The organism is Halomonas cibimaris, from assembly GCF_039537045.1.
GTDB lineage: Bacteria > Pseudomonadota > Gammaproteobacteria > Pseudomonadales > Halomonadaceae > Vreelandella > Vreelandella cibimaris.
Genome location: NZ_BAAAZT010000074.1, coordinates 43,085 through 65,968 on the forward strand (window position 1 = coordinate 43,085; position 22,884 = coordinate 65,968).

At 61.1% G+C, this 22,884-nt stretch carries 20 protein-coding genes; 15 read left to right on the forward strand and 5 right to left on the reverse strand.

The features are described 5' to 3' along the window. Positions 1-65 precede the first annotated feature (65 nt). From ABD654_RS09305 to lipB, 3 genes are read left to right on the forward strand one after another with little or no spacing between them, the layout of a single operon-like run. Positions 66-1,307 carry a D-alanyl-D-alanine carboxypeptidase family protein gene (locus ABD654_RS09305; protein WP_344704539.1) on the forward strand — a complete coding sequence of 414 codons (1,242 nt, stop codon included), beginning with the start codon at positions 66-68 and terminating at the stop codon, positions 1,305-1,307. A gap of 45 nt (positions 1,308-1,352) precedes the next feature. Then, the gene (locus ABD654_RS09310) at positions 1,353-1,664 is read left to right on the forward strand and encodes an HP0495 family protein (protein ID WP_344704541.1); all 312 of its coding nucleotides are present in this window, start codon (positions 1,353-1,355) and stop codon (positions 1,662-1,664) included. A 1-nt stretch (position 1,665) separates the two neighbouring features. Next, positions 1,666-2,331 (forward strand): lipoyl(octanoyl) transferase LipB, encoded by a 666-nt coding sequence (gene lipB, locus ABD654_RS09315; RefSeq protein ID WP_344704543.1) that lies wholly within the window; start codon positions 1,666-1,668, stop codon positions 2,329-2,331. A 124-nt stretch (positions 2,332-2,455) separates the two neighbouring features. Here the strand turns inward: lipB and lipA are convergent, their stop codons facing one another. Next, on the reverse strand, positions 2,456-3,529 hold the full coding sequence (lipA, locus tag ABD654_RS09320; protein ID WP_344704545.1) for a lipoyl synthase: 1,074 nt from the start codon (positions 3,527-3,529) through the stop codon (positions 2,456-2,458). A gap of 339 nt (positions 3,530-3,868) precedes the next feature. Between lipA and topA the strand changes: the two genes are divergently transcribed. From topA to ABD654_RS09340, 4 genes are all read left to right on the forward strand, one after another. Next, entirely contained in the window at positions 3,869-6,505 is a 2,637-nt protein-coding gene (topA, locus tag ABD654_RS09325; RefSeq protein WP_344704547.1) for a type I DNA topoisomerase, read from the forward strand. 37 nt (positions 6,506-6,542) lie between these two features. Then, a complete protein-coding gene (locus ABD654_RS09330; protein WP_344704549.1) occupies positions 6,543-7,007 on the forward strand; it encodes a 2-hydroxyacyl-CoA dehydratase in 465 nt (154 codons plus the stop codon). A gap of 44 nt (positions 7,008-7,051) precedes the next feature. Beyond that, on the forward strand, positions 7,052-7,684 hold the full coding sequence (locus ABD654_RS09335; RefSeq protein WP_344704551.1) for a L,D-transpeptidase family protein: 633 nt from the start codon (positions 7,052-7,054) through the stop codon (positions 7,682-7,684). 221 nt (positions 7,685-7,905) lie between these two features. Next, entirely contained in the window at positions 7,906-8,169 is a 264-nt protein-coding gene (locus ABD654_RS09340; RefSeq protein WP_344704553.1) for an Lpp/OprI family alanine-zipper lipoprotein, read from the forward strand. A 102-nt stretch (positions 8,170-8,271) separates the two neighbouring features. Here the strand turns inward: ABD654_RS09340 and ABD654_RS09345 are convergent, their stop codons facing one another. After that, positions 8,272-9,327, reverse strand: a complete 1,056-nt coding sequence (locus ABD654_RS09345) for a L,D-transpeptidase family protein (protein ID WP_344704555.1) — start codon at positions 9,325-9,327, stop codon at positions 8,272-8,274. 17 nt (positions 9,328-9,344) lie between these two features. Next, the gene (mfd, locus tag ABD654_RS09350) at positions 9,345-12,794 is read right to left on the reverse strand and encodes a transcription-repair coupling factor (protein WP_344704557.1); all 3,450 of its coding nucleotides are present in this window, start codon (positions 12,792-12,794) and stop codon (positions 9,345-9,347) included. 212 nt (positions 12,795-13,006) lie between these two features. Between mfd and ABD654_RS09355 the strand changes: the two genes are divergently transcribed. The 8 genes from ABD654_RS09355 (at position 13,007) to nqrM (ending at position 21,216) form a co-directional block, all read left to right on the forward strand. Continuing rightward, entirely contained in the window at positions 13,007-14,470 is a 1,464-nt protein-coding gene (locus ABD654_RS09355) for a glyceraldehyde-3-phosphate dehydrogenase (protein WP_344704559.1), read from the forward strand. 274 nt (positions 14,471-14,744) lie between these two features. Then, on the forward strand, positions 14,745-16,097 hold the full coding sequence (locus ABD654_RS09360) for a Na(+)-translocating NADH-quinone reductase subunit A (RefSeq protein ID WP_344704561.1): 1,353 nt from the start codon (positions 14,745-14,747) through the stop codon (positions 16,095-16,097). Beyond that, positions 16,097-17,323 (forward strand): NADH:ubiquinone reductase (Na(+)-transporting) subunit B, encoded by a 1,227-nt coding sequence (locus ABD654_RS09365; RefSeq protein ID WP_344704563.1) that lies wholly within the window; start codon positions 16,097-16,099, stop codon positions 17,321-17,323. Before ABD654_RS09360 ends, ABD654_RS09365 begins: the two co-directional genes overlap by 1 nt. Then, positions 17,323-18,135 carry a Na(+)-translocating NADH-quinone reductase subunit C gene (locus ABD654_RS09370; RefSeq protein ID WP_344704565.1) on the forward strand — a complete coding sequence of 271 codons (813 nt, stop codon included), beginning with the start codon at positions 17,323-17,325 and terminating at the stop codon, positions 18,133-18,135. The genes ABD654_RS09365 and ABD654_RS09370 overlap by 1 nt, the downstream gene beginning before the upstream one ends. A gap of 2 nt (positions 18,136-18,137) precedes the next feature. Beyond that, a complete protein-coding gene (locus tag ABD654_RS09375) occupies positions 18,138-18,806 on the forward strand; it encodes an NADH:ubiquinone reductase (Na(+)-transporting) subunit D (protein ID WP_344704567.1) in 669 nt (222 codons plus the stop codon). A 1-nt stretch (position 18,807) separates the two neighbouring features. Further along, on the forward strand, positions 18,808-19,425 hold the full coding sequence (nqrE, locus tag ABD654_RS09380) for an NADH:ubiquinone reductase (Na(+)-transporting) subunit E (protein ID WP_344704569.1): 618 nt from the start codon (positions 18,808-18,810) through the stop codon (positions 19,423-19,425). A gap of 68 nt (positions 19,426-19,493) precedes the next feature. Next, complete coding sequence (gene nqrF, locus ABD654_RS09385; RefSeq protein WP_344704571.1) at positions 19,494-20,726, forward strand: NADH:ubiquinone reductase (Na(+)-transporting) subunit F; 1,233 nt, start codon at positions 19,494-19,496, stop codon at positions 20,724-20,726. Between the two features lie 232 nt (positions 20,727-20,958). Continuing rightward, entirely contained in the window at positions 20,959-21,216 is a 258-nt protein-coding gene (nqrM, locus tag ABD654_RS09390; protein WP_344704573.1) for a (Na+)-NQR maturation NqrM, read from the forward strand. 93 nt (positions 21,217-21,309) lie between these two features. On the opposite strand, the gene ABD654_RS09395 is transcribed toward nqrM, so the two are convergent. Together ABD654_RS09395 and ABD654_RS09400 are read right to left on the reverse strand one after the other, a co-directional pair. After that, complete coding sequence (locus tag ABD654_RS09395) at positions 21,310-22,167, reverse strand: PA2778 family cysteine peptidase (RefSeq protein ID WP_344704575.1); 858 nt, start codon at positions 22,165-22,167, stop codon at positions 21,310-21,312. A 154-nt stretch (positions 22,168-22,321) separates the two neighbouring features. Further along, on the reverse strand, positions 22,322-22,708 hold the full coding sequence (locus ABD654_RS09400) for a PA2779 family protein (RefSeq protein WP_344704577.1): 387 nt from the start codon (positions 22,706-22,708) through the stop codon (positions 22,322-22,324). Positions 22,709-22,884 lie beyond the last annotated feature (176 nt).

The window sequence follows — 22,884 nt, forward strand, 5'->3', positions numbered from 1 at the left end:
CGGGCGTAAGCGGCGTATAGTGCCCGCCTTGCCGTTGTTGAATGTTTTATACGAGAAATCATGTGATGAAAGCGTTGGTAACGAACTTTTCTTTCGACGCCGCTGGGCGTTCGGCACGCCGCTTGCGGGCGGCGGCAGTGGCTTTGGCGGCGGCGGTGACGCTGGCCTTTAGTTGGGTACCGGCCGAGGCCCAGACGGCGCCGCAGCCGCAGACGCTGATTCCGGCCGCGCCCCGGCTTGCCGCCAGCTCCTGGATTTTGATGGACGCCAACAGCGGCCACGTGCTTGCCCAGCACAATGCCGACAAGCGCCTGCCTCCGGCGAGCCTGACCAAGCTGATGACGGCGTATCTGGTTGAGCGTGAGCTCAATCAGGGCAGCATCCGCCCGGACGACAAGGTCAGCGTCAGCGAAAAAGCCTGGCGTACCGGCGGCTCGAAGATGTTTATCGAAGTGGGCAACCAGGTAGCGGTAAAAAAGCTGTTGCACGGCATTGTGATCGTCTCGGGCAACGACGCAAGCGTCGCCATGGCTGAACATCTGGCCGGCGGCGAGGCGCAGTTTGCCGACCTGATGAACCAGCACGCGGCCCGGCTGGGCATGGACAACACCCATTTCAAAAACGCCACCGGCCTGCCGGTGGAGGGGCACTACTCCAGCGCGCGCGATCTGGCCAAGCTGACCCGCCACATCGTCAACGACTATCCCGAGCACTATAAAATGTACTCCGAGCGCCAGTTCAGCTACGGCGGCATCGAGCAGCCCAACCGCAATCGCCTGCTATGGCGTGACCCCTCGGCGGACGGGCTGAAAACCGGCTGGACAGACGCCGCCGGCTACTGCTTGGTGTCGTCGGCCAAGCGCGACGATATGCGTTTGATTTCGGTGGTGATGGGCGCCAAGTCGGAAGAAGCCCGGGTGCAGGAAACCCAAAAGCTGCTCAGCTACGGCTTTCGCTTTTATGAAACCCGCCATCTCTACGAGCGGGGCGCCGTACTGGCTTCGCCGCGCATCTGGGGCGGAGAGAGCGACAAGGTGCGCGTAGGCGTGGACAGCGACGTCAGCATGACGCTGCCGCGCAACCGTAGCCAGGAGCTGCGCGCTCGGCTGGATGTGTCCGGCGATCTGAATGCTCCTGTCACCATGGGGGCCGACGTAGGCACGCTTGAGGTGATGCTGGGCGACCAGGTCGTGGGTACGCGTACGCTGGTGGCCCTTGAGGACGTGGAAGAGGGCGGCTTCTTCAAGCGTCTGTTTGATCAGGTCAAGCGCTTTTTCAGCGGCCTGCTGAGCCGTTTTACGGGCTGAGCCGTTTTATCAGTGTCGTTTCGCAACGTATGCCAGGAGGACACCATGCAGCCAGGCGGTAACCGGTCGTTTCGTGATTTGCGCCCGAAAGCGGAGAACAACCCTCCCAAAATCACCTTCCCGTGCGACTACCCGGTCAAGGTGGTCGGCGATGCGGCACCGGACTTTGCCACCGCGGTCTGCGAGGTGGTGAAGGGCCACGACCCCGACTTCAACGCCGCCCGTGTCAAAGTGATTGACAGCCGCAACGGCCGCTTTCAGTCGGTGCGCTTGAGCATCAGGGCCACCGGCGAGGCGCAGCTCAAGGCGCTGTTTGACGATCTTAAGGCGACCGGCCGCGTGCACATGGTGGTATAGCATGAGCGATGCAAGCACTGCCCGGCCCCCTGTGCGGCTGCACCGTCTGGGGCGGCGCGCCTACCTGCCGGTGTGGGAGGCCATGCGCGAGCTGACCGATAAGCGCGACGCGCAGACGCCGGATCAGTTCTGGCTTGTCGAGCACGACCCGGTGTTTACCCAGGGGCAGGCGGGTAAGGCCGAGCATTTGCTGATGCCCGGCGATATTCCCGTGGTCCAGACCGATCGCGGCGGCCAGGTGACCTATCACGGCCCCGGCCAGGTCGTGCTTTATCCGCTGATCGACGTGCGTCGCGCGGGGCTCGGCGTGCGCCAGCTGGTCACCGCGCTGGAAAACGCGGTGATCGACGTGCTCGCCGACGACGGCATCGCCGCGCGTGCCCGGCCGGACGCCCCCGGGGTGTATGTCATCGACGATCGCGGCGAAGAGGCTAAAATCGCCTCTCTGGGCCTGCGTATTCGGCGCGGGTCGAGCTATCACGGCGTGGCGTTGAACGTCGACGTTGATCTGGCGCCGTTTTCGCGCATCAATCCCTGCGGCTATGCGGGGATGCCCATGGCAAGGCTGGCTGCGCTGCTCGCGCGCGATGTCGATGCGCAAGGCGTCGGCGAGCGGCTGGCCGCGGCGCTGGCAGCGCGCATTCAGCGCCCGCTGGTGCCTGCCTGAGCGGCGTTGCGAGGTATGCGCTGACCTTAGCTGACGACCTTAAAGAGATATGGGCTGACCTTAAAAAAAGGGCCGCCGTTTTCACGGCGGCCCTTGTGCTGATCGGGGCAGGCGGTATCGCCGGTTAGCCGACGCTTTGCACCGCAATCAGGTTGTCGTCGCCGCCGGCTTTTTGGCCGGGCACCGCCGCCGGGGAGGCAAGTCCCAGGTTGTTTTTTTCAAATACCCGGTCGGCGCGGTAGCTTGAGCGCACCAGCGGGCCGGACGGCACTTCCATGAAGCCTTTTTCCAGCCCCAGCTGGCGGTAGTTTTCAAACTCTTCGGGCGTTACCCAGCGCTCTACCGGCAGGTGGTTCTGGGTCGGGCGCAGGTACTGGCCGAGAGTGACGATATCCACGCCGATCGCACGCAGGTCGTCGAAGGTCTGCAGGATTTCCTCGTCGGTCTCGCCCAGCCCCAGCATGATGCTGGTCTTGGTAATAATGTCCGGGCGATGGCGCTTGGCATGTGCCAGCACGTCCAGCGTCTTGCGGTAGCCGGCACGAGGGTCGCGCACCCGTTCGGTCAGCCGCTCGACGGTCTCTACGTTTTGGGCGAACACTTCAAGGCCTGCATCCACTACGTGCTCGATCGCGGTGGGATCAGCGTCGAAGTCCGGCGTCAGGGCCTCTACTACGACCTCGGGGGTGCGCTCTTTGATGGCGCGGATGCAGCTGGCGTAGTGGCCGGCACCGCCGTCGTCGAGATCGTCACGGTCCACCGAGGTCAGCACGATATAGCGCAGCCCCATCAGCTCTACGGACTCGGCGGTGTTGGCCGGCTCTTCGGCGTCGAGCCACCCTTGCGGATTGCCGGTATCCACCGCGCAGAAGCGACAGGCTCGGGTGCAAACCGACCCCATGAGCATGATGGTCGCCGTGCCGTTGCTCCAGCACTCGCCCAGGTTGGGGCAGTGGGATTCGGCGCATACGGTGCTTAAACGATGCTTGGCAACGTTTTTCCTGACCGCATCAAAGCGCTCGCCGCCGGGAATGCGGGCGCGTAGCCACTTGGGCTTGCGTGCCAGCGAGGCGCTTTCGGCGGTTGCGGAATCACTCGCCGTTTTGCGCTGTTTGATCCCGTCTTTGATGACTGACATGCCGCGCTCGTTGCGGAACTTTTCGCCGCTTTGTACGCGCTGTGAGGTATCGTTGCTCATAACGGAAAACAGCCTCTACTGTGCGGTGACGCGCCAAACCGCCAAAACTCAGTGGGGGGCGTCGGCTCGTCGATGGATACGTCGATCAATCCGCCTAATGTAACATAGCTACAGGCGCGTACGATATTTCCCTGTACGCGTGACGCCGGTGAAAGACGTGCATGCCCTGGCCCGGGCCGCTGCAGGCAGCAGGACAAATGCCGCTTGCGGGGCTAGCGCTTCGTTGGGGCGTGGGTTAGGGTAGGCGCATTTTTTCACTCGCGCAAAAGTGCCAGACAGCGCGATACGCCTGTTTAACCGCCGTTTCATGTTTGTCGGCATCGTATTAAGTGGAGCACTATGGGCAAGTCACTGGTCATCGTTGAGTCGCCGGCCAAGGCGAAGACGATCAACAAATATCTCGGCCGCGATTTTATCGTCAAGTCGAGCGTGGGTCACATTCGTGACCTGCCGACCAGCGGCTCGGGCAAACCCGCTGCGGACCCGAAGGAGCGGGCGCGCCAGGCGGCGTTGACCCGCAAGATGTCCGCAGAAGAAAAGGTGGCGCATAAAAAGCGCAAGGCGCATACCCAGCTGATCCGGCGCATGGGGATTGATCCGGATAACGGCTGGGACGCTCAGTACGAGATTTTGCCGGGCAAGGAAAAGGTCGTGGCCGAGCTGAAAAAGCTGGCCGCCAACGCCGACGCCGTCTACCTGGCGACGGATCTGGACCGCGAAGGCGAGGCCATTGCCTGGCACCTGCGCGAGACCATCGGCGGCGATGAAAACCGCTACAAGCGCGTGGTGTTCAACGAAATCACCAAAAACGCCATACAGGACGCGTTCAAGGCGCCGGGTACGCTGAACATTCCGCGCGTTGAAGCACAGCAGGCGCGGCGCTTTCTCGACCGCGTAGTGGGCTTTATGCTCTCGCCGCTTTTGTGGGCCAAGGTGGCCCGCGGGCTTTCCGCCGGGCGGGTGCAGTCGGTGGCGATGCGCCTGATCGTTGAGCGCGAGCGCGAAATCCGCGCGTTTATTCCCGAAGAGTTCTGGGACGTTCATGCCGATCTGGTCACCCCCGAGGGCGAAGCGGTGCGCTTTGTGCTGGCGCGCCAGCACGGCAAAGCGTTTCGCCCTGCCACCGAAAGCGAGACGCTTGAACGTATTGCCGGGCTCAAAAGCGCCGATCTGGCGATTACCGCCCGGGAAGACAAACCTACGCGCTCCAGACCCAACGCGCCCTTTATCACCTCGACGCTGCAGCAGGCGGCCAGCGGGCGGCTGGGCTTTTCGGTGAAAAAGACCATGACCATGGCCCAGCGGCTGTATGAAGCCGGCTACATCACCTACATGCGTACCGATTCCACCAACTTGTCCAACGAGGCGGTGGCCGGCGCGCGCGATTTTATCCGTGACGAATACGGCGAGCGCTACCTGCCGGAGACGGCCAACCGCTATGCCAGCAAGGAAAGCGCCCAGGAGGCCCATGAGGCGATTCGCCCCTCAAGCGTGGCGCGCCGGGCTGCGGATCTGTCCGGCATGGAGCGCGACGCCGAACGCCTCTATGAGCTGATCTGGCGGCAGTTCGTGGCCTGTCAGATGACGCCGGCCGAGTATCTTTCCAGCACCCTGAGCATCGACGTTGACGGCTATGCGCTGCGTGCCAAGGGCCGAGTGCTCAAGTTTGACGGCTTTACCCGGGTGATGCCGCCAAGCGGCAAGCACGAAGACCAGCACCTGCCGGATTTGCCCGAGGGCACGGCGATGACCCTGGATGCGCTCGACCCGCAGCAGCATTTCACCAAGCCGCCGGCGCGCTATACCGAAGCGGCTCTGGTCAAGGAGCTGGAAAAGCAGGGCATTGGCCGGCCGTCGACCTACGCGGCGATTATCTCCACGATTCAGGATCGCGGCTACGTCAAGCTGGAAAGCCGGCGCTTCTATGCCGAAAAGCTCGGCGATATCGTCACCGAGCGGCTCAAGGAGTCGTTTCCCGATCTGATGGACTATTCGTTCACGGCGCGCATGGAAGATGAGCTGGACGACGTAGCGGAAGGTGAGCGCAACTGGCGTGCGCTGCTGGACGCTTTTTACGGCGAATTTCGCCAAGAACTGGCCCGCGCCGAAAGCGAAGACGGCATGCGCCCCAACCAGCCGGTGCCCACTGAGATTGCCTGCCCAAAATGTGCTCGCCACATGCAGATTCGTACGGCGTCCACCGGCGTTTTTTTGGGCTGCAGCGGCTATAATCTGCCGCCCAAGGAGCGCTGCAAGACCACGATTGACCTGCTTCCCGGTGAAGAAGCCGTGGCCGCCGATGCCGGCGAAGACGCCGAAACCGATGCGCTGCGCGCCAAGCGCCGCTGCCCGGTCTGTGAAACGGCCATGGACAGCTACCTGATCGACGAGGCGCGCAAGCTGCACGTTTGTGGCAATAGCCCGGACTGTTCGGGCTATGAAATCGAAAGCGGCAAATTCAAGATCAAAGGCTATGAAGGGCCGGTGATCGAATGCGATAAATGCGGCGCCGAGATGCAGCTGAAGTCCGGACGCTTCGGCAAGTATTTCGGCTGTACCAACAGCGAATGCAAAAACACCCGCAAACTGCTGCGCAGCGGCGAGGTGGCCCCGCCCAAGATGGATCCGATTGCCATGCCGGAGCTTGCCTGCCAGAAAGTCGACGATCACTACGTGCTGCGCGACGGTGCCAGCGGGCTTTTTATGGCGGCAAGCCAGTTTCCCAAAAACCGCGAAACGCGCCCGCCTCTGGTCAAAGAGCTCAAGGCGCATGCCGATGAGCTGCCGGAAAAATACCGTTTCATTCTCGATGCGCCCGACGAAGACCCTGACGGCCGGCCGGCGCAGGTCCGCTTTTCGCGCAAGAACAAAGCGCAGTTTGTGATGAGTGATGAAGGGGGCAAAGCTACGGGCTGGAAAGCCACCTTCGAGGGCGGGCGCTGGGTAGTCGATGACAAACGCAAGGCAAAACAATAGCTACACTGTCCGCGTGACGATCGGAAAAGGAGAGGATATGCGCTATAACCAAGTACGTGACCTGATAGCCTGGGCGGCCGACTTTCATGCGCGGATGGCGCGGCAGTTCAGCGATAAGGCGAAAGCCGCGCAAAGCGAGCGGTTGACCATGGCGCTGAATTATCTGGCCGAAGAAGAGTTGCGCATGAAAACCGGGCTTGAAGAGGTGCTGGCCGAAGCCTCGGGCCATGAAAAAGTGCTTAACACCTGGTTTGACAACCCGGCGGATTTCCCTCAGCCGCCCGAGCTTGAGCGTCTGGCACAGTATGCCACCTACGACAGCATTGACGCGGCGATGCAGGCCGCAACCGAGGCGCACAAGGCCTTGCAGAAGCTGTATGAATATCGCGCCAAAAAAGCCGTTATTCCTGCCGAAGAAGAGTTCTTTGGCGCGCTGGCCGAAGGCCACGAGGCCGAAGTGCGCCGCATCGTGTCGCAGTTTGAAGAGTTTGACGACATCTAGGCCCGCCCCGGCCGCGTCGTCTTTTATCTGCCGAGCATTTTTGTATGCCTCTGGACCGCCGCCGCTTTCTGGCCGGCACCGCCGGGTGCCTTGCGCTTTATGCCGCGCCGGCCAGCGCTTCGTTTATGGCCCGGGTCGCTTTTGTTGACCTGGTCGAGCAGCAGCTGGCCGATGCCGTGCGGCCGCAGCACGTTGATGAAGTGTGGGTATTGGTGGATGACCGGGCCTGCATGCTTGACGTCTATCGTGGCGGCACGCGCATCGAACGTTTCAGCCCGGTGTCGATCGGGCGTGGCGGTGCGGCCACTCAGCGGATCAGCGGTAGCAGCGTAACGCCCAAAGGCGAGTTTCGCGTCAACCGCTTTAACTTTGACAGCCGCTGGCATCTGTTTATGGGCGTTGACTATCCGACGCCTGACCACGCCAGAATGGCGCTGCGCACCGGGCTTTATTCGCGCGAAGAGTATCAGGCGTATTTTGACCACTATCGGCGCTATAAAACCCCGCCGCAAGATACCGTGCTTGGCGGGGCCATCGGTCTTCACGGGCTGGGGCCGGCGGATCCGGCCATCCATCGGCGGATGAACTGGACGCAGGGCTGCGTGGCGATGACGGATGCGCAAATCGATCGGCTGAAAACGCAGGTAGACATGGGCACTCGCGTGGTCATTCGCTAAGGTATTGTTGTTAAAGATTGTTCAAAGTTTTAGCATCTGATCGTGCGGCAATAGACAAACGCTTTCTGCTATAATACAACGGTGTTTCGCGTCTGTGCCTTGCGGCATATGTCGCTGCCGTGAAACCTGCCAATCGCAGGTAGACAAGATTGTATAAGGCCTTTAGCCTTGTTCTTGTCGTTTCATCCACGTAGCACCAAGGAAGACTCAAGGAGAACACTATGACTCTGAAGACGACCCTGAAAATGTCTGCCGCTGCCGCTTCTCTGGCGATTCTGGCCGGCTGTGCTTCTACCAGCGCGCTGGAAGAAGTCCGCACAACCGCAGAATCCGCTCAGGCCGACGCCGCTGAAGCACGCAGCACCGCTTCCCAGGCGCTGAACACCGCAAAACAGGCGCAGCGCGACGCACGTGCGGCACTGCAGATGTCGGAAAAGAACCGTCAAGAAATGAACCGCATGTTCGAGCGCTCCATGCAGAAGTAATATTGCGTGCAAGCCGCGAACGGAGCATAGGCTCTTCGCGGTCGTTTTTGCATAGCACAAAAACCCTGCTTCGGCAGGGTTTTTTGCTGTCTGGCCCCGGGGTTATTCAGGATATTCGCCGCGGTCCGGCGTTCCGGCGGAAAGCGGGGGATGAAGCTGCAGCGCGTTCATCCAGTTAAAGCCGCCGCTGAGGGTGGGCGCCTGAGGCCCGTAAAGCGCCACCATCGTCCCGTTGGGATTTTCAACGGCCTGCTTAACGCCTGCGTAGTCGATGGCAATGTCGTCGTCGATCTGCGCCTCGATAACCTCAAACGCATTGAGCAGCGGCTCGAAGCCGGCGCCTTGTTCAACCAGCCGGGGAAACGACTGCACCAGCAGGCTTGAGTCGCTATCCCAGCCGGCTTTGAACGGCGCATCGATAATGTTGACCCGGGTGCTGTCCGGGATTCGCTGATAAAGCGACTCGATATCTTCGGGATACATGCGAATGCACCCGCGGCTGACCCGCATGCCAACCCCTTCAGGGCGATTGGTGCCGTGAATCAGATAGCTGGGAATACCCAGCAGAATGGCATGGCGGCCCAGCGGATTGTCAGGGCCGGCCGGCACTACTTTGGGAGCCGGATCGCCGCGCTCAGCGGCCTCCCGGCGCATGGAGGCCGGCGGGGCCCAGGCCGGATCCTTGACCTTGACGGTGGTTTTGGTGACGCCTACCGGGGTGGCAAACTCTTCGCGGCCGACGCTGACGGGGTAGGTTTCCACGATGTCCGGCCGGTCGGCAGGATAGTAGTAAAGGCGCAGCTCAGAGAGGTTGATGACGATCCCTTCGCGCTTGGCATCGGGAAGGAGGTAGCGGCGGGGAATGACGACCTCGGTGCCCTTGCCCGGCACCCAGAGGCTGATATCGGGGTTGGCCATGCGGATTTCTTCATAGCCGATGTTGTGCTGGCGGGCTAGGTCAATCAGCGTTTGTTCGTGATCCTGCACCGTGACCGTATAAGGCGTGCCGATGACGTCGCCGGTGTCGGGCAGAGAAAACTGCCCGCGCGACAGATCAGAGGCCGCTGCAGCCGCATCAGGTAGAGAGAAGCCCGCGTTGATGGCGGCAGCGAGCAGCATGGCGACCGGTAAGCGTCGGTAGAAAGGGGGCGCGTGCATGGCGGTTCCTTGGGGGATCAGGCGGCGGAAGAGGTCTGGTTGAGAGTGTGCAGCAGCGACTCCACCTGCTCAAAGCGAGCGTCGGCGCTTTCCATGGGCTGGGTGAAACGCAGCGTATCCGAGCCGTCCAAACGATAGGCATCCGGGGCTTTTTGAATCAGGCTGACCAGCGTCATGGGATCCACCCGGGTATCGGCGGCGAAGATTATTCGCCCGCGCGATTCGCCGGCTTCCAGGCGCTGAATGCCCAGCGGTTCGGCGCGATGGCGCAGCCGCGTCTGGCGAATCAGATGCTTAAGCGGGGTGGGCAGCAGCCCGAAGCGATCAATCAGCTCTACCTGAAGCTCTTTGAGGTCTGCGTCGCCCCGGGCGCTGGCGATGCGTTTGTACATCACCAGACGCTGCTGCACGTCGTGAATATAGTCGTCGGGAATGAGCGCCGGCAGGTTCAGATTGATGTCAATGCCGCTGTCGAAGGGGGCATCAAGGTTGGGCGTTTTGCCCGCCCGTATCGCCTTCACCGCGCGGTCGAGCATTTCCATGTACAGGGTGTAGCCGATGGTTTCCATCTGGCCGCTCTGCTCGTCGCCCAAAAGCTCGCCGGCGCCGCGAATCTCCATGTCGTGGCTGGCCAGGGTAAAGCCGGCGCCCAGATCGTCGGAGGCGCTGATGGCTTCGAGCCGCTTGACCGCATCCCGGGTCATGGCCTTGGGCGTTGGCGTGAGCAGGTAGGCGTAAGCCTGGTGGTGGCTGCGCCCCACGCGTCCGCGCAGCTGGTGCAATTGGGCCAGGCCAAACTTGTCGGCGCGCTCGATCACAATGGTGTTGGCGCTGGGCACGTCGATGCCGGTTTCAATAATCGTTGAGCATACCAGCACGTTGAAGCGGCGGTGGTAGAAATCCGACATGACCCGCTCCAGGCTGCGTTCGGGCAGCTGGCCGTGGGCCACGGCTACCCGGGCATCCGGCACCAGCTCGCGGATTTTTTCCGCAGCGCTGTCGATGGTTTTGACTTCGTTGTGCAGAAAATATACCTGGCCGCCGCGCAAAAGCTCGCGCAGCAGGGCTTCTTTGATCACGCCGTCGGCGCGCTGCTGAACAAAGGTTTTCACCGACAGCCGCCGGGCCGGCGGCGTGGCAATGATCGACAGGTCGCGAATGCCGCTCATGGCCATGTTGAGCGTACGCGGAATGGGCGTGGCGGTCAGCGTGAGGATGTCGATTTCGGCGCGCAGGGTCTTGAGTTTTTCTTTCTGCGCGACGCCGAAGCGGTGCTCTTCGTCAATGATCAATAGCCCCATTTGCGGCAGCGCAACGCTTTTTGACAATAGCTTGTGGGTGCCGATGACGATGTCGGTCTGGCCGCTTTTGACCTTCTCCAGCGCTTCGCTGGCGCCCTTGCCGCCGGTAAAGCGCGACAGCAGGCCAATGTTGACGGCGGTATCGGCGAAGCGATCGCGGAAGTTCTCGAAATGCTGGCGGGCCAGCAGCGTTGTGGGCACCAGCACCACCACCTGGCGGCCGGACTGGACGGCGAGAAAGGCCGCGCGCATGGCCACTTCGGTCTTGCCAAAGCCGACATCGCCGCAGACTACGCGGTCCATGGGCTGGGGTGCGGTCAGATCGCTGATGACCGCGTCGATGGCGGCTTTCTGGTCGGGGGTCTCTTCGAACGGGAAGCTGGCGGCAAAGCGCTGATAGTCGCTGCCCGGCGCGTCGTAAACCACGCCTTGCTGGGCTTCGCGACGGGCGTAGATATCCAGCAGCTCGGCGGCGGTATCGCGGATTTTTTCAGCGGCTTTCTTGCGCGCTTTGTCCCACTGGTCCGAGCCCAGCTTGTGCAGCGGCGCCAGCTCGTCGTCGACGCCGCTGTAGCGTGAGATCAGGTGTAGGTTGTCGACCGGCACGTAAAGCTTGGCACCGCCGGCGTATTCCAGCGCCAAGAATTCGCTGGCCTGGCCGCCGGCTTCGATGGCTTCCAGCCCCAGGTAGCGGCCCACCCCGTGTGCCTGGTGCACCACCGGCGCGCCGGCCTTGAGCTCAGACAGGTGGCGCACGGCGAAATCATTGTCGTCGGTGGCTTTTTCCCGGCGCCGGCTCTGGCGTACCACCTCGCCAAACAGCTCCGTTTCGGTCAGAACCAGAAGGTTGGGGTGATCAAGCCACAGGCCGGCGTCCACCTGGCCTTCGGTCAGGGCAAAGCGGGCGTTGCCGGCAATGAACTCGGCAAAGCCGTCAACGTGAGGCAGCGACAGCGCCAGCGGTGCCAGCAGCTCTTCCAGCGCTTCGCGCCGGCCGCGGGATTCGGCCACGAACAGGATGCGCGTATCCGGATGACCGTCGATAAAGCGCTCAAGGCCGGCCAGCGGCGCTGGGCTGCGCGCGTTGATGGCCACATCGGGCAGCGCGACAGCGTTGGACGGCTGCGCGTGGGGATGGGCGGGGTCATCGGTCAGCTCGATGCGCGGGCGCTGCTTGATCGCGGCAAAAATGTCGCTGACCGGCCAGAACGCGCGATGAGGCGGCAGCAGCGGGCGTGTGGGGTCTACGCCAAGGTTGGTGTAGCGCGCTTCGATAGCGTTCCAGTGCTGTTCGGCGGCGTCGTACACGCCGGGCAGCAGCGCCACGCGGGTGGCGTCGGTCAGGTGATCGAAAAGCGAAGCGGTGTGTTCGAAAAAAAGCGGCAGATACTGTTCAAGCCCGGGCGAGGGGATGGCCTTGAGCGCGTCGTTGTACAGCGGGCACTGGCGCGGGTCGACGTCGAACAGGGTTTCGAACTGTTCGCGAAAACAGGCGATGGCGCTGCGTGACAGCGAATATTCATGGGCCGGGAGCAGCTCCACGCGTTCGACCCTGTCGCTGGAGCGCTGGGTGCCGGGGTCGAAATAGCGCAGGGTATCGATTTCGTCGTCGAACAGATCGATGCGGATAGGCTGCTCCATGCCCATGGCATACAGATCGATCAGTGCGCCGCGCATGGCGTACTCGCCGGGCTCGAAAACGGTTTCCACCGCGCGATAGCCGGCGCGGCTAAGCGAGGTGCGCAGCTGTTCGCGATCCAGCGTGTCGCCGGCGGAAAGGGTCAGCACGCGCCCGGCGATGTAGTCCACCGGGGGCAGGCGCTGCATCAAGGTGTTGATGGGTACCAGTACGATGCCGTGGACCCCGCCCTGCAGCTCGCGCAGGGTGCGCAGCCGGGTGGATACGATGTCCTGATGCGGGGAAAAGCTGTCGTAGGGCAGCGTTTCCCAGTCAGGAAAGGGCAGTACCGGCATATCGCTGTAAAAGGCCAGCGTTTGTTCCAGCTGCTGGGCGCTGGCGGTGCTGGGCGTGATGACCAGCAAGGGCGCCTGCGCCGCCGCGCGGGCAAGCGCCAGCGCCGGTGCGCTGCCCGGCGGCGTTGTCCAGTACAGCGTATCGCGGGTGCCTTGAGGAGAGGGCGGGTCGAGCAGTGAAAAAGTCGGCATAGTCGATATCAGTTGGCGGGTTGACGCAAAAATGAACGCCCCGATCATACACGATACGCCGGCCGGGCACGGTCATCCGGCGCGGACGGGGTGGCAAGCCAGGCGCGCTGTAGTCGGTTTACAGGCGCTGCGACCATCCAAAATTTGCGCGACGGCCGGCAGGTCAGGATAATACGCGCACGAACTTCCTTCATTACCCAAAGAGGTCGCACGTGAGTCAGCCAATGCTTGATAACGTTTTTCGGGAATGGCAGAGCAGCGAAGCTCTGGCCGAGCAGATGGTGCCGCTGGTCGGGCGCTTGTACCGCCAAAATAACGTCGTGGCCACCATGTTTGGCCGTTCGTTGATCAAGCAATCGGTGATTCGTATTCTCAAGGATCACCGTTTTGTGCGCAAAATCGAAGGCACCGAGCTGACCGTAGAAGACACCTACCCTATTGTGCGGGCCATGGGCGAGCTGAATCTGGGGCCGGCTCACGTTGACGTGGGCAAGCTTGCGGTGCGCTTCAAGCGCCAGGGCGGCGGCGACGTTGAGGCGTTTTTGCGCCGCGAGCTGCACGAAATCGTCGACGCCTATCAGCCCGGTGCGAGCACCGGTACGCCCCAGGACGTGGTGCTTTACGGCTTTGGTCGCATCGGCCGGCTGCTGGCCCGGGTAATGATCGAAAAGGCCGGCGGCGGCAATCTGCTGCGCCTGCGGGCGATTGTCGTGCGCGGCCGCGGCGATATCGCCAGGGATCTGGAAAAGCGCGCAAGCCTGCTGCGCCGGGATTCCGTCCACGGTCCCTTTGAAGGCACCATCGACGTGGATGTCCAGACGCGCACGCTGACCGTTAACGGCAACGTCATTCAGATGATCTACGCCGATTCACCGGCCGATATCGACTACACCGACTACGGCATTGATAACGCCGTGATCGTGGACAACACCGGTATCTGGCGCGACGAGGCCGGTCTGGGGCAGCACCTTGAGTGCAAGGGCGCGGCCAAGGCGCTGCTGACCGCGCCGGGCAAAGGCGATATCAAAAACGTCGTTTACGGCATCAATCACGACGACATTCAGGAAGACGACCGCATTCTTTCGGCGGCGTCGTGCACTACTAACGCGATTGTGCCGGTGCTCAAGGTCATCAACGACGAGTACGGCGTAGCGACCGGGCATGTGGAAACCGTCCACGCCTATACCAACGATCAAAACCTGATCGACAACTACCACAAGGGCGATCGCCGCGGGCGCAGTGCAGCACTTAACATGGTGCTGACCGAAACCGGTGCGGCCAAGGCCGTGGCCAAGGCGCTGCCCGAGCTCTCCGGCAAGCTGACCGGCAACGCTATTCGCGTGCCCACGCCCAACGTTTCCATGGCCATTCTCAACCTGACCCTGGAAAAAGGCGTCGATGCCGAATCGCTCAACGATTATCTGCGGCAAATGTCGATTCACTCGGCCTATCAAAAGCAGATCGACTTTGTCGATTCCGCCGAAGTGGTTTCTTCGGACTTTGTGGGGAATCGCAAGGCGGGCATCGTCGATGCCAAGGCCACCATCGCCGACGACAACCATGCCGTGGTGTATGTATGGTACGACAACGAGTTCGGCTACAGCTGCCAGGTGATTCGCCTGTTGCAGCATATCTCCCACGTCAATTTCCTCAAACTGCCCCACGAGGCGAGCTGATGCGCCGTTGTTAGCGTATTGCCAAGGGCTGTGTAAACGCCACCTTCGGGTGGCGTTTTGCGTTGTCGAGAGACGGTTGGCACAGGCGCCTACCACTTTGGTGAGGCCTGATGGATGTGGTCATTGGCCGCGCTTATCTTTATAATACGGTGGATTTTTGGGGTGGTTCGAGCACGTCTCGGGCCCGACTGGTAACAATCTAGCGGATACCAAGAATTCGAAACTTTTCGAACCCCTTATCTTCGTATATCCGATCCATCAACTGGGCGAGACTATGATCGAAGTCAAGAAAGGCCTGGATCTCCCCATCACGGGGGTGCCGGTGCCGCGCATCGACGCGGCAAAGCCGGCACGTCACGTAGCTATCCTGGGCACTGACTATGTCGGCATGAAGCCGACCATGGAAGTGCAGGTTGGGGAAAAGGTCAAACTGGGCCAACTGCTTTTCACTGACAAGAAAATAGCGGGGGTTCGTTTTACGGCACCCGCAGCCGGTGAGATTGCTGCTATCAATCGTGGCGAAAAGCGCCGCCTGTTGTCGGTGGTGATCAAAGTCGATGAAGGGGAAGAGCAAGCCGTCTCTTTCACCGCACATTCGCGCAGCGCTCTGGAGCGTCTGGAGCGCCAGACGGTCGTGGACCAGCTGGTAGACTCCGGGCTGTGGACCGCGCTGCGCACGCGCCCGTATTCCCGCACGCCGGCACTCGACAGCCAGCCCGCCGATATTTTTGTTACCGCTGTGGATACCCAGCCGCTAAGCCCGGATCCTGCAACGATCATCAACGAAGCCCCCGAGGCGTTCGAAGACGGCTTGAAGGTGCTGGCCCGCCTGACCGAAGGCAAGGTGTATCTGTGCACCGGAAACGAGGCGTCGATTCCCGGCGGCGATGTGAACGGCGTAAGCGTCGAGACGTTTTCCGGGCCGCACCCGGCAGGCCTGGTAGGCACGCATATCCACTACCTGTCGCCGGTGGCGCTGCATCGGCAGGTCTGGCACATCGGCTATCAGGACGTGATTGCCGTGGGGCGGCTGTTTACCCAGGGCAAGCTTGACGTCAGCCGCATCATGGCCGTGACCGGGCCGCGGGCAGCGTCGCCCCGCCTGCTGCGCACGCGCATCGGTGCAAGCGTTGATGAGCTGCTCGCAGATGAAGTCGTCAAGCCTGACGACACGCGCGTGATTTCCGGCGCGGTGTTTTCCGGCTTTACCGCCGAAGGCAAGCTCAGCTATGCCGGGCGCTTTCATAATCAGTTCAGCCTGCTTGAAGAAGGCAACAAGCGCAGCTTCATGGGTTGGCTGTCGCCGGGGCGCAATCGCCACTCCGTGCTGGGCATTTATCTGTCCAAAATTACCGGTCTGAGCCACTACGCACCGACGACCACGACCAACGGGTCGGAGCGGGCGATGGTGCCGGTAGGGGCGTATGAAAAAATCATGCCGCTGGATATCATGCCGACGCAGCTGCTGCGCTCACTGATCGTGGGGGACATTGAGGTTGCCATGCAGCTGGGGTGTCTGGAGCTGGATGAAGAGGATCTGGCGCTTTGCACGTACGTTTGCCCGGGCAAGTACGAGTACGGCCCCATCCTGCGTGACAATCTCACCATGATCGAGAAAGAGGCCTGATGATGGGTATTCGACAAACGCTCGACAACATCGAGCCGCATTTTGAAAAAGGCGGCCGGTTTGAAAAGTTCTATCCGCTGTTTGAAGCGGTAGACACGGTTTTTTACACCCCGCCAAGCGTTACCAAGACCACCGCCCACGTGCGCGACGGTATCGATCTCAAGCGCATCATGATCACCGTTTGGCTGTGCACCTTCCCGGCCATGTTTTTTGGCATGTGGAACGCCGGCTGGCAGGCCAACACCGCCATTGAAGCCGGCTATGCGTCAATGGGCGGCTGGCGCGAGGGGCTGATGATGCTGCTGGCGTCGGGCCATAACCCCGACAGCCTGTGGGCCAACTTCGTGCTGGGTGCCACCTATTTCCTGCCGATCTATCTGGTGACCTTTGTGGTCGGCGGTTTTTGGGAAGTGCTGTTTGCCATCAAGCGCGGCCACGAAGTCAACGAAGGCTTTTTTGTAACCTCGGTGCTTTACGCGCTGATTTTGCCGGCCACGATTCCGCTGTGGCAGGTAGCCCTGGGCATTACCTTTGGCGTGGTGATCGGCAAGGAGGTGTTTGGCGGTACCGGCAAGAACTTCCTCAACCCGGCGCTGACCGGGCGTGCCTTTTTGTACTTTGCCTACCCCGCGCAGATCTCCGGTGACTCCATCTGGGTGGCGGCCGACGGCTACACCGGGGCTACCGCGCTGTCCATGGCGTTTCAAAACGGTATGGATCAGGTGGCTTCCACCTTCAGCTGGTGGGATGCGTTCTGGGGCTTTGTGCCCGGCTCGGTCGGAGAGGTGTCGACCTTTGCGATTCTGCTGGGGGCAATTGTGCTGCTGTGGACCAAGATTGCCTCCTGGCGCATCATGCTGGGCGTGCTGCTGGGCATGGTGGGTACCAGTACGCTGTTTAATCTGATCGGCTCTGATACCAACGCCATGTTTGCCATGCCCTGGTACTGGCACCTGGTAGTAGGCGGCTTTGCCTTCGGTACGGTGTTCATGGCGACCGACCCCGTGTCAGCTTCCATGACCAATCCGGGGCGTTTGCTGTTCGGCGTGCTTATCGGCTTTATGACCGTGCTGATCCGCGTGGTCAATCCGGCCTTCCCTGAAGGCATTATGCTGGCCATTCTGTTTGCCAACCTGTTCGCGCCGCTTATTGACCACTTCTTTGTCCAGGCCAATATCAAGCGTCGCGTCAAGCGCGTGGGCGTGCCGGCCGAGGAGACTGCCTGATGGGTAACAACTCGATCAAAAAAACGCTGATTGTGGCGTTTGCGCTGTGTATCGTCTGCTCTGTGATTGTATCCACAGCGGCGGTGGCGCTGCGCCCGCAGCAGCAGCTCAACCAGGAGTTGGACCGCAAGACCAACATCCTCAACGTCGCCAACCTCTATGAGCCGGGCATGGACGTAGAAGAGGTGTTCAGCGAGCGCATGGCGGCCCGCGTCGTTAATATGCGTACCGGTGAATATACCGACAAGTATGATCCGGATACCTTCAACCACTTCGAGGCGGCAAGCGATCCGGCGACCGGCCGTACCCTCTCCGGCCCCGAGGATATCGCCGGGCTTTCCCGGGTGGAGGAATACTCCACGGTATACCTGGTGGGCGATCCGAACGATCCCAGCCAGATTGTGCTGCCGATTCGCGGGCAGGGCCTGTGGGGGCTGATGCGCGGCTTCCTGTCGGTCAAGGGTGACGGCAATACCATTGTCAGCATCACCTATTACGAGCTCAGCGAAACCCCCGGACTGGGTGCCGAAGTCAACAACCCGCGCTGGCAGGCGCTGTGGGAAGGCAAGAAGATTTACGACGACAAGGGCGATCTGTCACCGGAAATCCATCTGGCCAAGGGCGGGGCATCCGGCAAGTACGAAGTGGATGCGCTGTCCGGTGCGACCCTGACCAGCAACGGCGTGACCAACATGCTGCAGTTCTGGCTCGGTGAAGGCGGCTTTGGTAACTATCTGGCCAGGTTCCGCAGCGATGTCAGCCCGGCGCAGGCACAAAGTGCCGATGTTGAACGCGAATCCGAAGGAGCCTAATCATGGCAGACGTTACTCCCAAAAGCGTCCTGACGACGCCGATCTTCCAGAACAACCCCATCGCCCTGCAGATTCTGGGCATCTGTTCGGCATTGGCGGTAACCACCAGCATGAGCGTGTCGCTGGTCATGACCCTGGCGGTCATTTTTGTTACCTCGTTGTCGAGCTTTTTCGTCTCGCTGATTCGCCATCACATCCCGTCGTCGATTCGTATCATCGTGCAGATGACCATCATCGCCTCGCTGGTCATCGTGGTGGATCAGATTCTCAAGGCCTACGCCTACGAGATGTCCAAGCAGCTTTCGGTGTTTGTGGGGCTGATCATCACCAACTGCATTGTTATGGGGCGCGCCGAAGGCTTTGCCATGTCCAACTCGCCGGGGCTTTCGTTTCTCGACGGCGTGGGCAACGGCCTGGGCTACGGCTTTGTGCTGATGGTCGTAGGCTTTGTCCGTGAGCTGCTCGGCTCGGGCAGCGTGTTCGGTTTTACCGTGCTGCAGACCGTGCAGGACGGCGGCTGGTATATCGGCAACGGCCTTTTGCTGCTGCCGCCGTCGGCGTTTTTCGTCATCGGCCTTCTGATCTGGGTGCTGCGCTCCATCAATCCCGAACAGGTGGAAGAAAACGAATTCCAGATGAAGAACAACACTCAGCCGAAGGAGGCCGTGTAGCATGGAACATTATCTGAGCCTTTTGACGAAAGCGATCTTCGTCGAGAACATGGCGCTGGCGTTCTTTTTGGGCATGTGTACCTTTCTTGCCGTGTCCAAAAAAGTCTCCTCGGCACTGGGGCTGGGCGTTGCGGTGATCGTGGTGCTTTCGGTGACTGTACCGGTCAACAACCTGGTCTATACCTATCTGCTGCAGGAAGGCGCGCTGACCTGGACCGGCATTCCCGGTGCAGAAAACATCGATCTGTCCTTCCTCGGGCTTCTGAGCTATATCGGCGTGATTGCCGCGCTTGTACAGATCATGGAGATGTTTCTGGACAAGTACGTACCGGCGCTTTACAACGCGCTGGGCGTGTTTCTGCCGCTGATTACCGTTAACTGCGCCATTCTGGGCGGCGTTTTGTTCATGGTTGAGCGTAGCTACAACTTCGGCGAGTCCGTGGTGTACGGCTTCGGTGCAGGCGTGGGCTGGGCGCTGGCGATTGCTGCACTGGCCGGCATTCGTGAAAAGCTGAAATACAGCGACGTTCCCGCGGGCCTGCAGGGGCTTGGCATCACCTTTCTTACGGTGGGTTTGATGTCGCTGGGCTTTATGTCCTTCTCCGGCATTCAGCTTTGATGCAGCGGTTCTCCGGCGATGCCCGGCATCGCCGGTCTCGGAATAACCCTCAGCAATAGGAAACCGACATGGTTGATACATCCATCATCTTGCTCGGTGTTGTCATGTTCACGGTCATCGTCATCAGTTTGACGGCGATCATCCTGGCAGCCCGCAGCAGACTCGTGAGCAGCGGTGACGTGACCATTGAGGTCAACGGCGATCCTGATAGCACGCTCACCACCCAGGCCGGCGGCAAGCTGCTCAACACCCTGGCGGCCAACGGCATTTTCCTGTCGTCCGCCTGCGGCGGCGGCGGTTCCTGCGCCCAGTGCAAGTGCCGGGTAGAAGAAGGGGGCGGCTCGATTCTGCCTACCGAAGAGTCCCACTTCACCATGCGTGAGAAAAAGCAGGGCTGGCGTCTTTCCTGCCAGGTGCCGGTGAAGCAGGACATGAAGATCGAGGTGCCTGAAGAAGTCTTCGGCGTGAAGAAGTGGGAATGCGAGGTGATCGAAAACCCCAACGTTGCCACTTTTATCAAGGAGCTGAACCTCAAACTGCCGGAAGGCGAAGAAGTGGATTTCCGTGCCGGCGGCTACGTGCAGCTGGTAGCGCCGCCTTACGATATCAAGTTCTCCGATTTTGATATCGACGAGGAATACCAGGGCGACTGGAAGAAGTTCAACCTCTTTGACGTCTCGCACAAAAACAACGAGGAGGTGATCCGCGCCTACTCCATGGCGAACTACCCGGAAGAGAAGGGCATTCTCAAATTCAATATCCGTATCGCCACGCCGCCGCCGGGAACCAGCCACCCGCCCGGCCTGATGTCGACCTACGTGTTCAGCCTGAAGCCCGGCGACAAGGTGACGGTCATGGGGCCGTTCGGCGAATTCTTTGCCAAGGACACCGACGCCGAAATGATCTTTATCGGCGGCGGCGCCGGCATGGCGCCCATGCGCAGCCACATCTTCGATCAGTTCAAGCGTTTGAATACCGACCGTAAAGTGAGCTTTTGGTACGGAGCGCGCTCCTGGCGCGAGACCTTCTATAACGAAGAGTACGACAAGCTGGCCGAAGAGCATGACAACTTCGAGTGGCACCTGGCGCTGTCTGACCCTCTTGACGAAGACAACTGGGACGGCCCCACCGGGTTTATTCACAACGTGCTCTACGAAAACTACCTCAAGGACCATCCGGCCCCTGAAGACTGTGAGTACTACATGTGCGGCCCCCCGATGATGAACGCCTCAGTGGTTAAGCTGCTGCTGGATCTCGGGGTTGAGCCGGAAAACATCATGCTGGACGACTTCGGCGGTTAACGTCGGCGCTATTCGGTGATGAGAAAGACGAGGGGCCGGCCATAGAGTCGGCCCTTTTTTATGCGATACAGGCAGGCTGCGCAACAGCGGGCCATCCCTTTGTGTTTGCCGCCGTTTATTACGATAATGGCGGCACAGGCAAAACGTTTTGGTACAGACTTCGAGCCGTATCGGCTCAATCAGACAAGCGGTCGGCAGTCACCGGGCAAGCCGCCGCATCGGGAGGTAGACAATGACGATCTGGCTATTGGCACTGGGCTTTATGCTGCTTTTGATGACCGCCATGGCCGTGGGCGTGCTGATGGGGCGCAAGCCCATCGCCGGCTCCTGCGGCGGGCTGAACCAGCTGGGGCTGAAGGAAGGCTGCGAGGTATGCGGCGGCAAGGACGATGTCTGCGAAGAAAAAAACCGCAAGCGCCAGGGCATCAGCGCCCGCCGGCAAAGCGATGAAGGCCGCGGCGCGGACCTGGGCTATAACATCGCCCGCTGATCGGCACCTGCCACACTAACGCCATGAAAAAAGCCTGCGCTCAGCGCGGGCTTTTTTTGCACGTCGCAGGCCTCGGCTCAGAAGCCGAGTGCGCTAGAGCGTCTCCAGAGCGGTGCGGGCTTTCTCCTGCCAAGTGCTGTCAAGCTCGGCGGCTTTTTCCAGCGCTTTGCGCGCCCGGTTCATGCGGCCCAGTTCGCGGTTTACCAGCCCCAAATTCAGCCACGCCACGCCCAGTGCGGCATCCGCTGCGGTGGCACGCTGGAAGGCCAAGGCCGATTTCTGCAGCGCCTGCTGCTCGTAGTAGGCGTTGCCCAAACCAAAATGCGCCATGGCATTGTGCGGCTGCGCCTGGGTCAGCGCCTGCCAGCTGGAAAGGGCGGCCCGGATGCCGTGCAGCGCTTGATAGTCGCTGATGGCCTGCACCGCGCGCCGGGGCGTAATACCCGAGGGGATACGCCCTGGTCTTGCCAGCACAAAACCCCAGCGCTGGCTGCGTGCCCAGGTTGCGTCAAAGCGACGGAATGAGACGCGGTGCCGGCGGGTCTCGCCGCTTCTCAGTATCAGGGACTCTTCGCCCAGGTCGTAGCCGATCACCACGGCGTAGTGCCACATGGGCCAAACCGGCAGCGACAGATTTTGCATGACCACCACCGGGTAGCCGTCGGCAACGTGTGCCAATAGAGCATCAAGCGTGGGGCGTACGGGATAGGCGATGCGCTCATGGCGGCGCGCCGTGGCCAGCATTTCCGGCTGTACGCTGCCGTCACGGCCGGGAATGAATACCTGGGGCACCAGGTTTTTAGCGGTGATGTGGGTGTCTCTTTTGCGGCCCCGGGCTTGAGGGGCTTTCCAGACAGCCGCTGAACGCGGCTTGGCTGCCGGTGCATAGTTGAGCGCCGTGGCCAGCGCCGCCGGGCCGCACTGGTATTTTTCCTGCGGGTAAAACGGCACGTTTGTAAGCTCTACACGTTTAGGAAGCTGATACGTTGCCGGCTGCAGAGCCGGGCCGGTAGCGCAGCCGCTGAGTAACACGGCAAGCAAGGCGCCACACAGTAAAACGCCCGCGCGGCGGGCGTTTTGCGGGCTTTTGCGGTGCGCGTCGCGCTTAGCGGGTAAAGGGAAAGACATCGGTCAGGCCCAAAATATCCGTGACGAGCAAGATCACAAATACCGCAAACAAAGCGCCAACCACGCCGGCCCCGGAGGGCATCGCGTCGAGGCGTTCGGCCATCTGTTTCGCCTCGGCGTCGCTCAGCGCGGCCACGCGGTTTTTAACCTGGTCGACGCTGACGCCCTGGGCCAGCAGCTGTTTTTGGACATCGGCCCGGGCCAGCACGTCATTGATACGCTGGCGGTCGCTGCTTGCGGTATCCGCCTGCAGAGCGCTTTGGGTGCTCACCAAACCGGCGGTTTGTGCAGCGCCAACAGGCAGGGCGCCAAGGCTAAGTACCGCGATCAGTAAAACGGCGACGTAACGACGAAAATATGGCATGGCGGTTCCCTCGGTAAATGGCGTGGTCTTGCGGTGCGTTGTATGGCATTGCATAGAATTGCATTGCATAGAGAAGATACCGCCGAACCGGGATAGCCGGTGCGGCGGTATCCGGGTTTTATCCTACCTCTGGAGTATAGAAAGAAGCATCGGCGCGGTTAACATCGGGCTGTGCA

Coding starts and splice junctions, on each gene's coding strand:
- ABD654_RS09305 (WP_344704539.1), top strand. CDS start 66: ATGAAAGCGTTGGTAACGAACTTTTCTTTCGACGCCGCTGGGCGTTCG.
- ABD654_RS09310 (WP_344704541.1), top strand. CDS start 1,353: ATGCAGCCAGGCGGTAACCGGTCGTTTCGTGATTTGCGCCCGAAAGCG.
- lipB (WP_344704543.1), top strand. CDS start 1,666: ATGAGCGATGCAAGCACTGCCCGGCCCCCTGTGCGGCTGCACCGTCTG.
- lipA (WP_344704545.1), bottom strand. CDS start 3,529: ATGAGCAACGATACCTCACAGCGCGTACAAAGCGGCGAAAAGTTCCGC.
- topA (WP_344704547.1), top strand. CDS start 3,869: ATGGGCAAGTCACTGGTCATCGTTGAGTCGCCGGCCAAGGCGAAGACG.
- ABD654_RS09330 (WP_344704549.1), top strand. CDS start 6,543: ATGCGCTATAACCAAGTACGTGACCTGATAGCCTGGGCGGCCGACTTT.
- ABD654_RS09335 (WP_344704551.1), top strand. CDS start 7,052: ATGCCTCTGGACCGCCGCCGCTTTCTGGCCGGCACCGCCGGGTGCCTT.
- ABD654_RS09340 (WP_344704553.1), top strand. CDS start 7,906: ATGACTCTGAAGACGACCCTGAAAATGTCTGCCGCTGCCGCTTCTCTG.
- ABD654_RS09345 (WP_344704555.1), bottom strand. CDS start 9,327: ATGCACGCGCCCCCTTTCTACCGACGCTTACCGGTCGCCATGCTGCTC.
- mfd (WP_344704557.1), bottom strand. CDS start 12,794: ATGCCGACTTTTTCACTGCTCGACCCGCCCTCTCCTCAAGGCACCCGC.
- ABD654_RS09360 (WP_344704561.1), top strand. CDS start 14,745: ATGATCGAAGTCAAGAAAGGCCTGGATCTCCCCATCACGGGGGTGCCG.
- ABD654_RS09365 (WP_344704563.1), top strand. CDS start 16,097: ATGATGGGTATTCGACAAACGCTCGACAACATCGAGCCGCATTTTGAA.
- ABD654_RS09370 (WP_344704565.1), top strand. CDS start 17,323: ATGGGTAACAACTCGATCAAAAAAACGCTGATTGTGGCGTTTGCGCTG.
- ABD654_RS09375 (WP_344704567.1), top strand. CDS start 18,138: ATGGCAGACGTTACTCCCAAAAGCGTCCTGACGACGCCGATCTTCCAG.
- nqrE (WP_344704569.1), top strand. CDS start 18,808: ATGGAACATTATCTGAGCCTTTTGACGAAAGCGATCTTCGTCGAGAAC.
- nqrF (WP_344704571.1), top strand. CDS start 19,494: ATGGTTGATACATCCATCATCTTGCTCGGTGTTGTCATGTTCACGGTC.
- nqrM (WP_344704573.1), top strand. CDS start 20,959: ATGACGATCTGGCTATTGGCACTGGGCTTTATGCTGCTTTTGATGACC.
- ABD654_RS09400 (WP_344704577.1), bottom strand. CDS start 22,708: ATGCCATATTTTCGTCGTTACGTCGCCGTTTTACTGATCGCGGTACTT.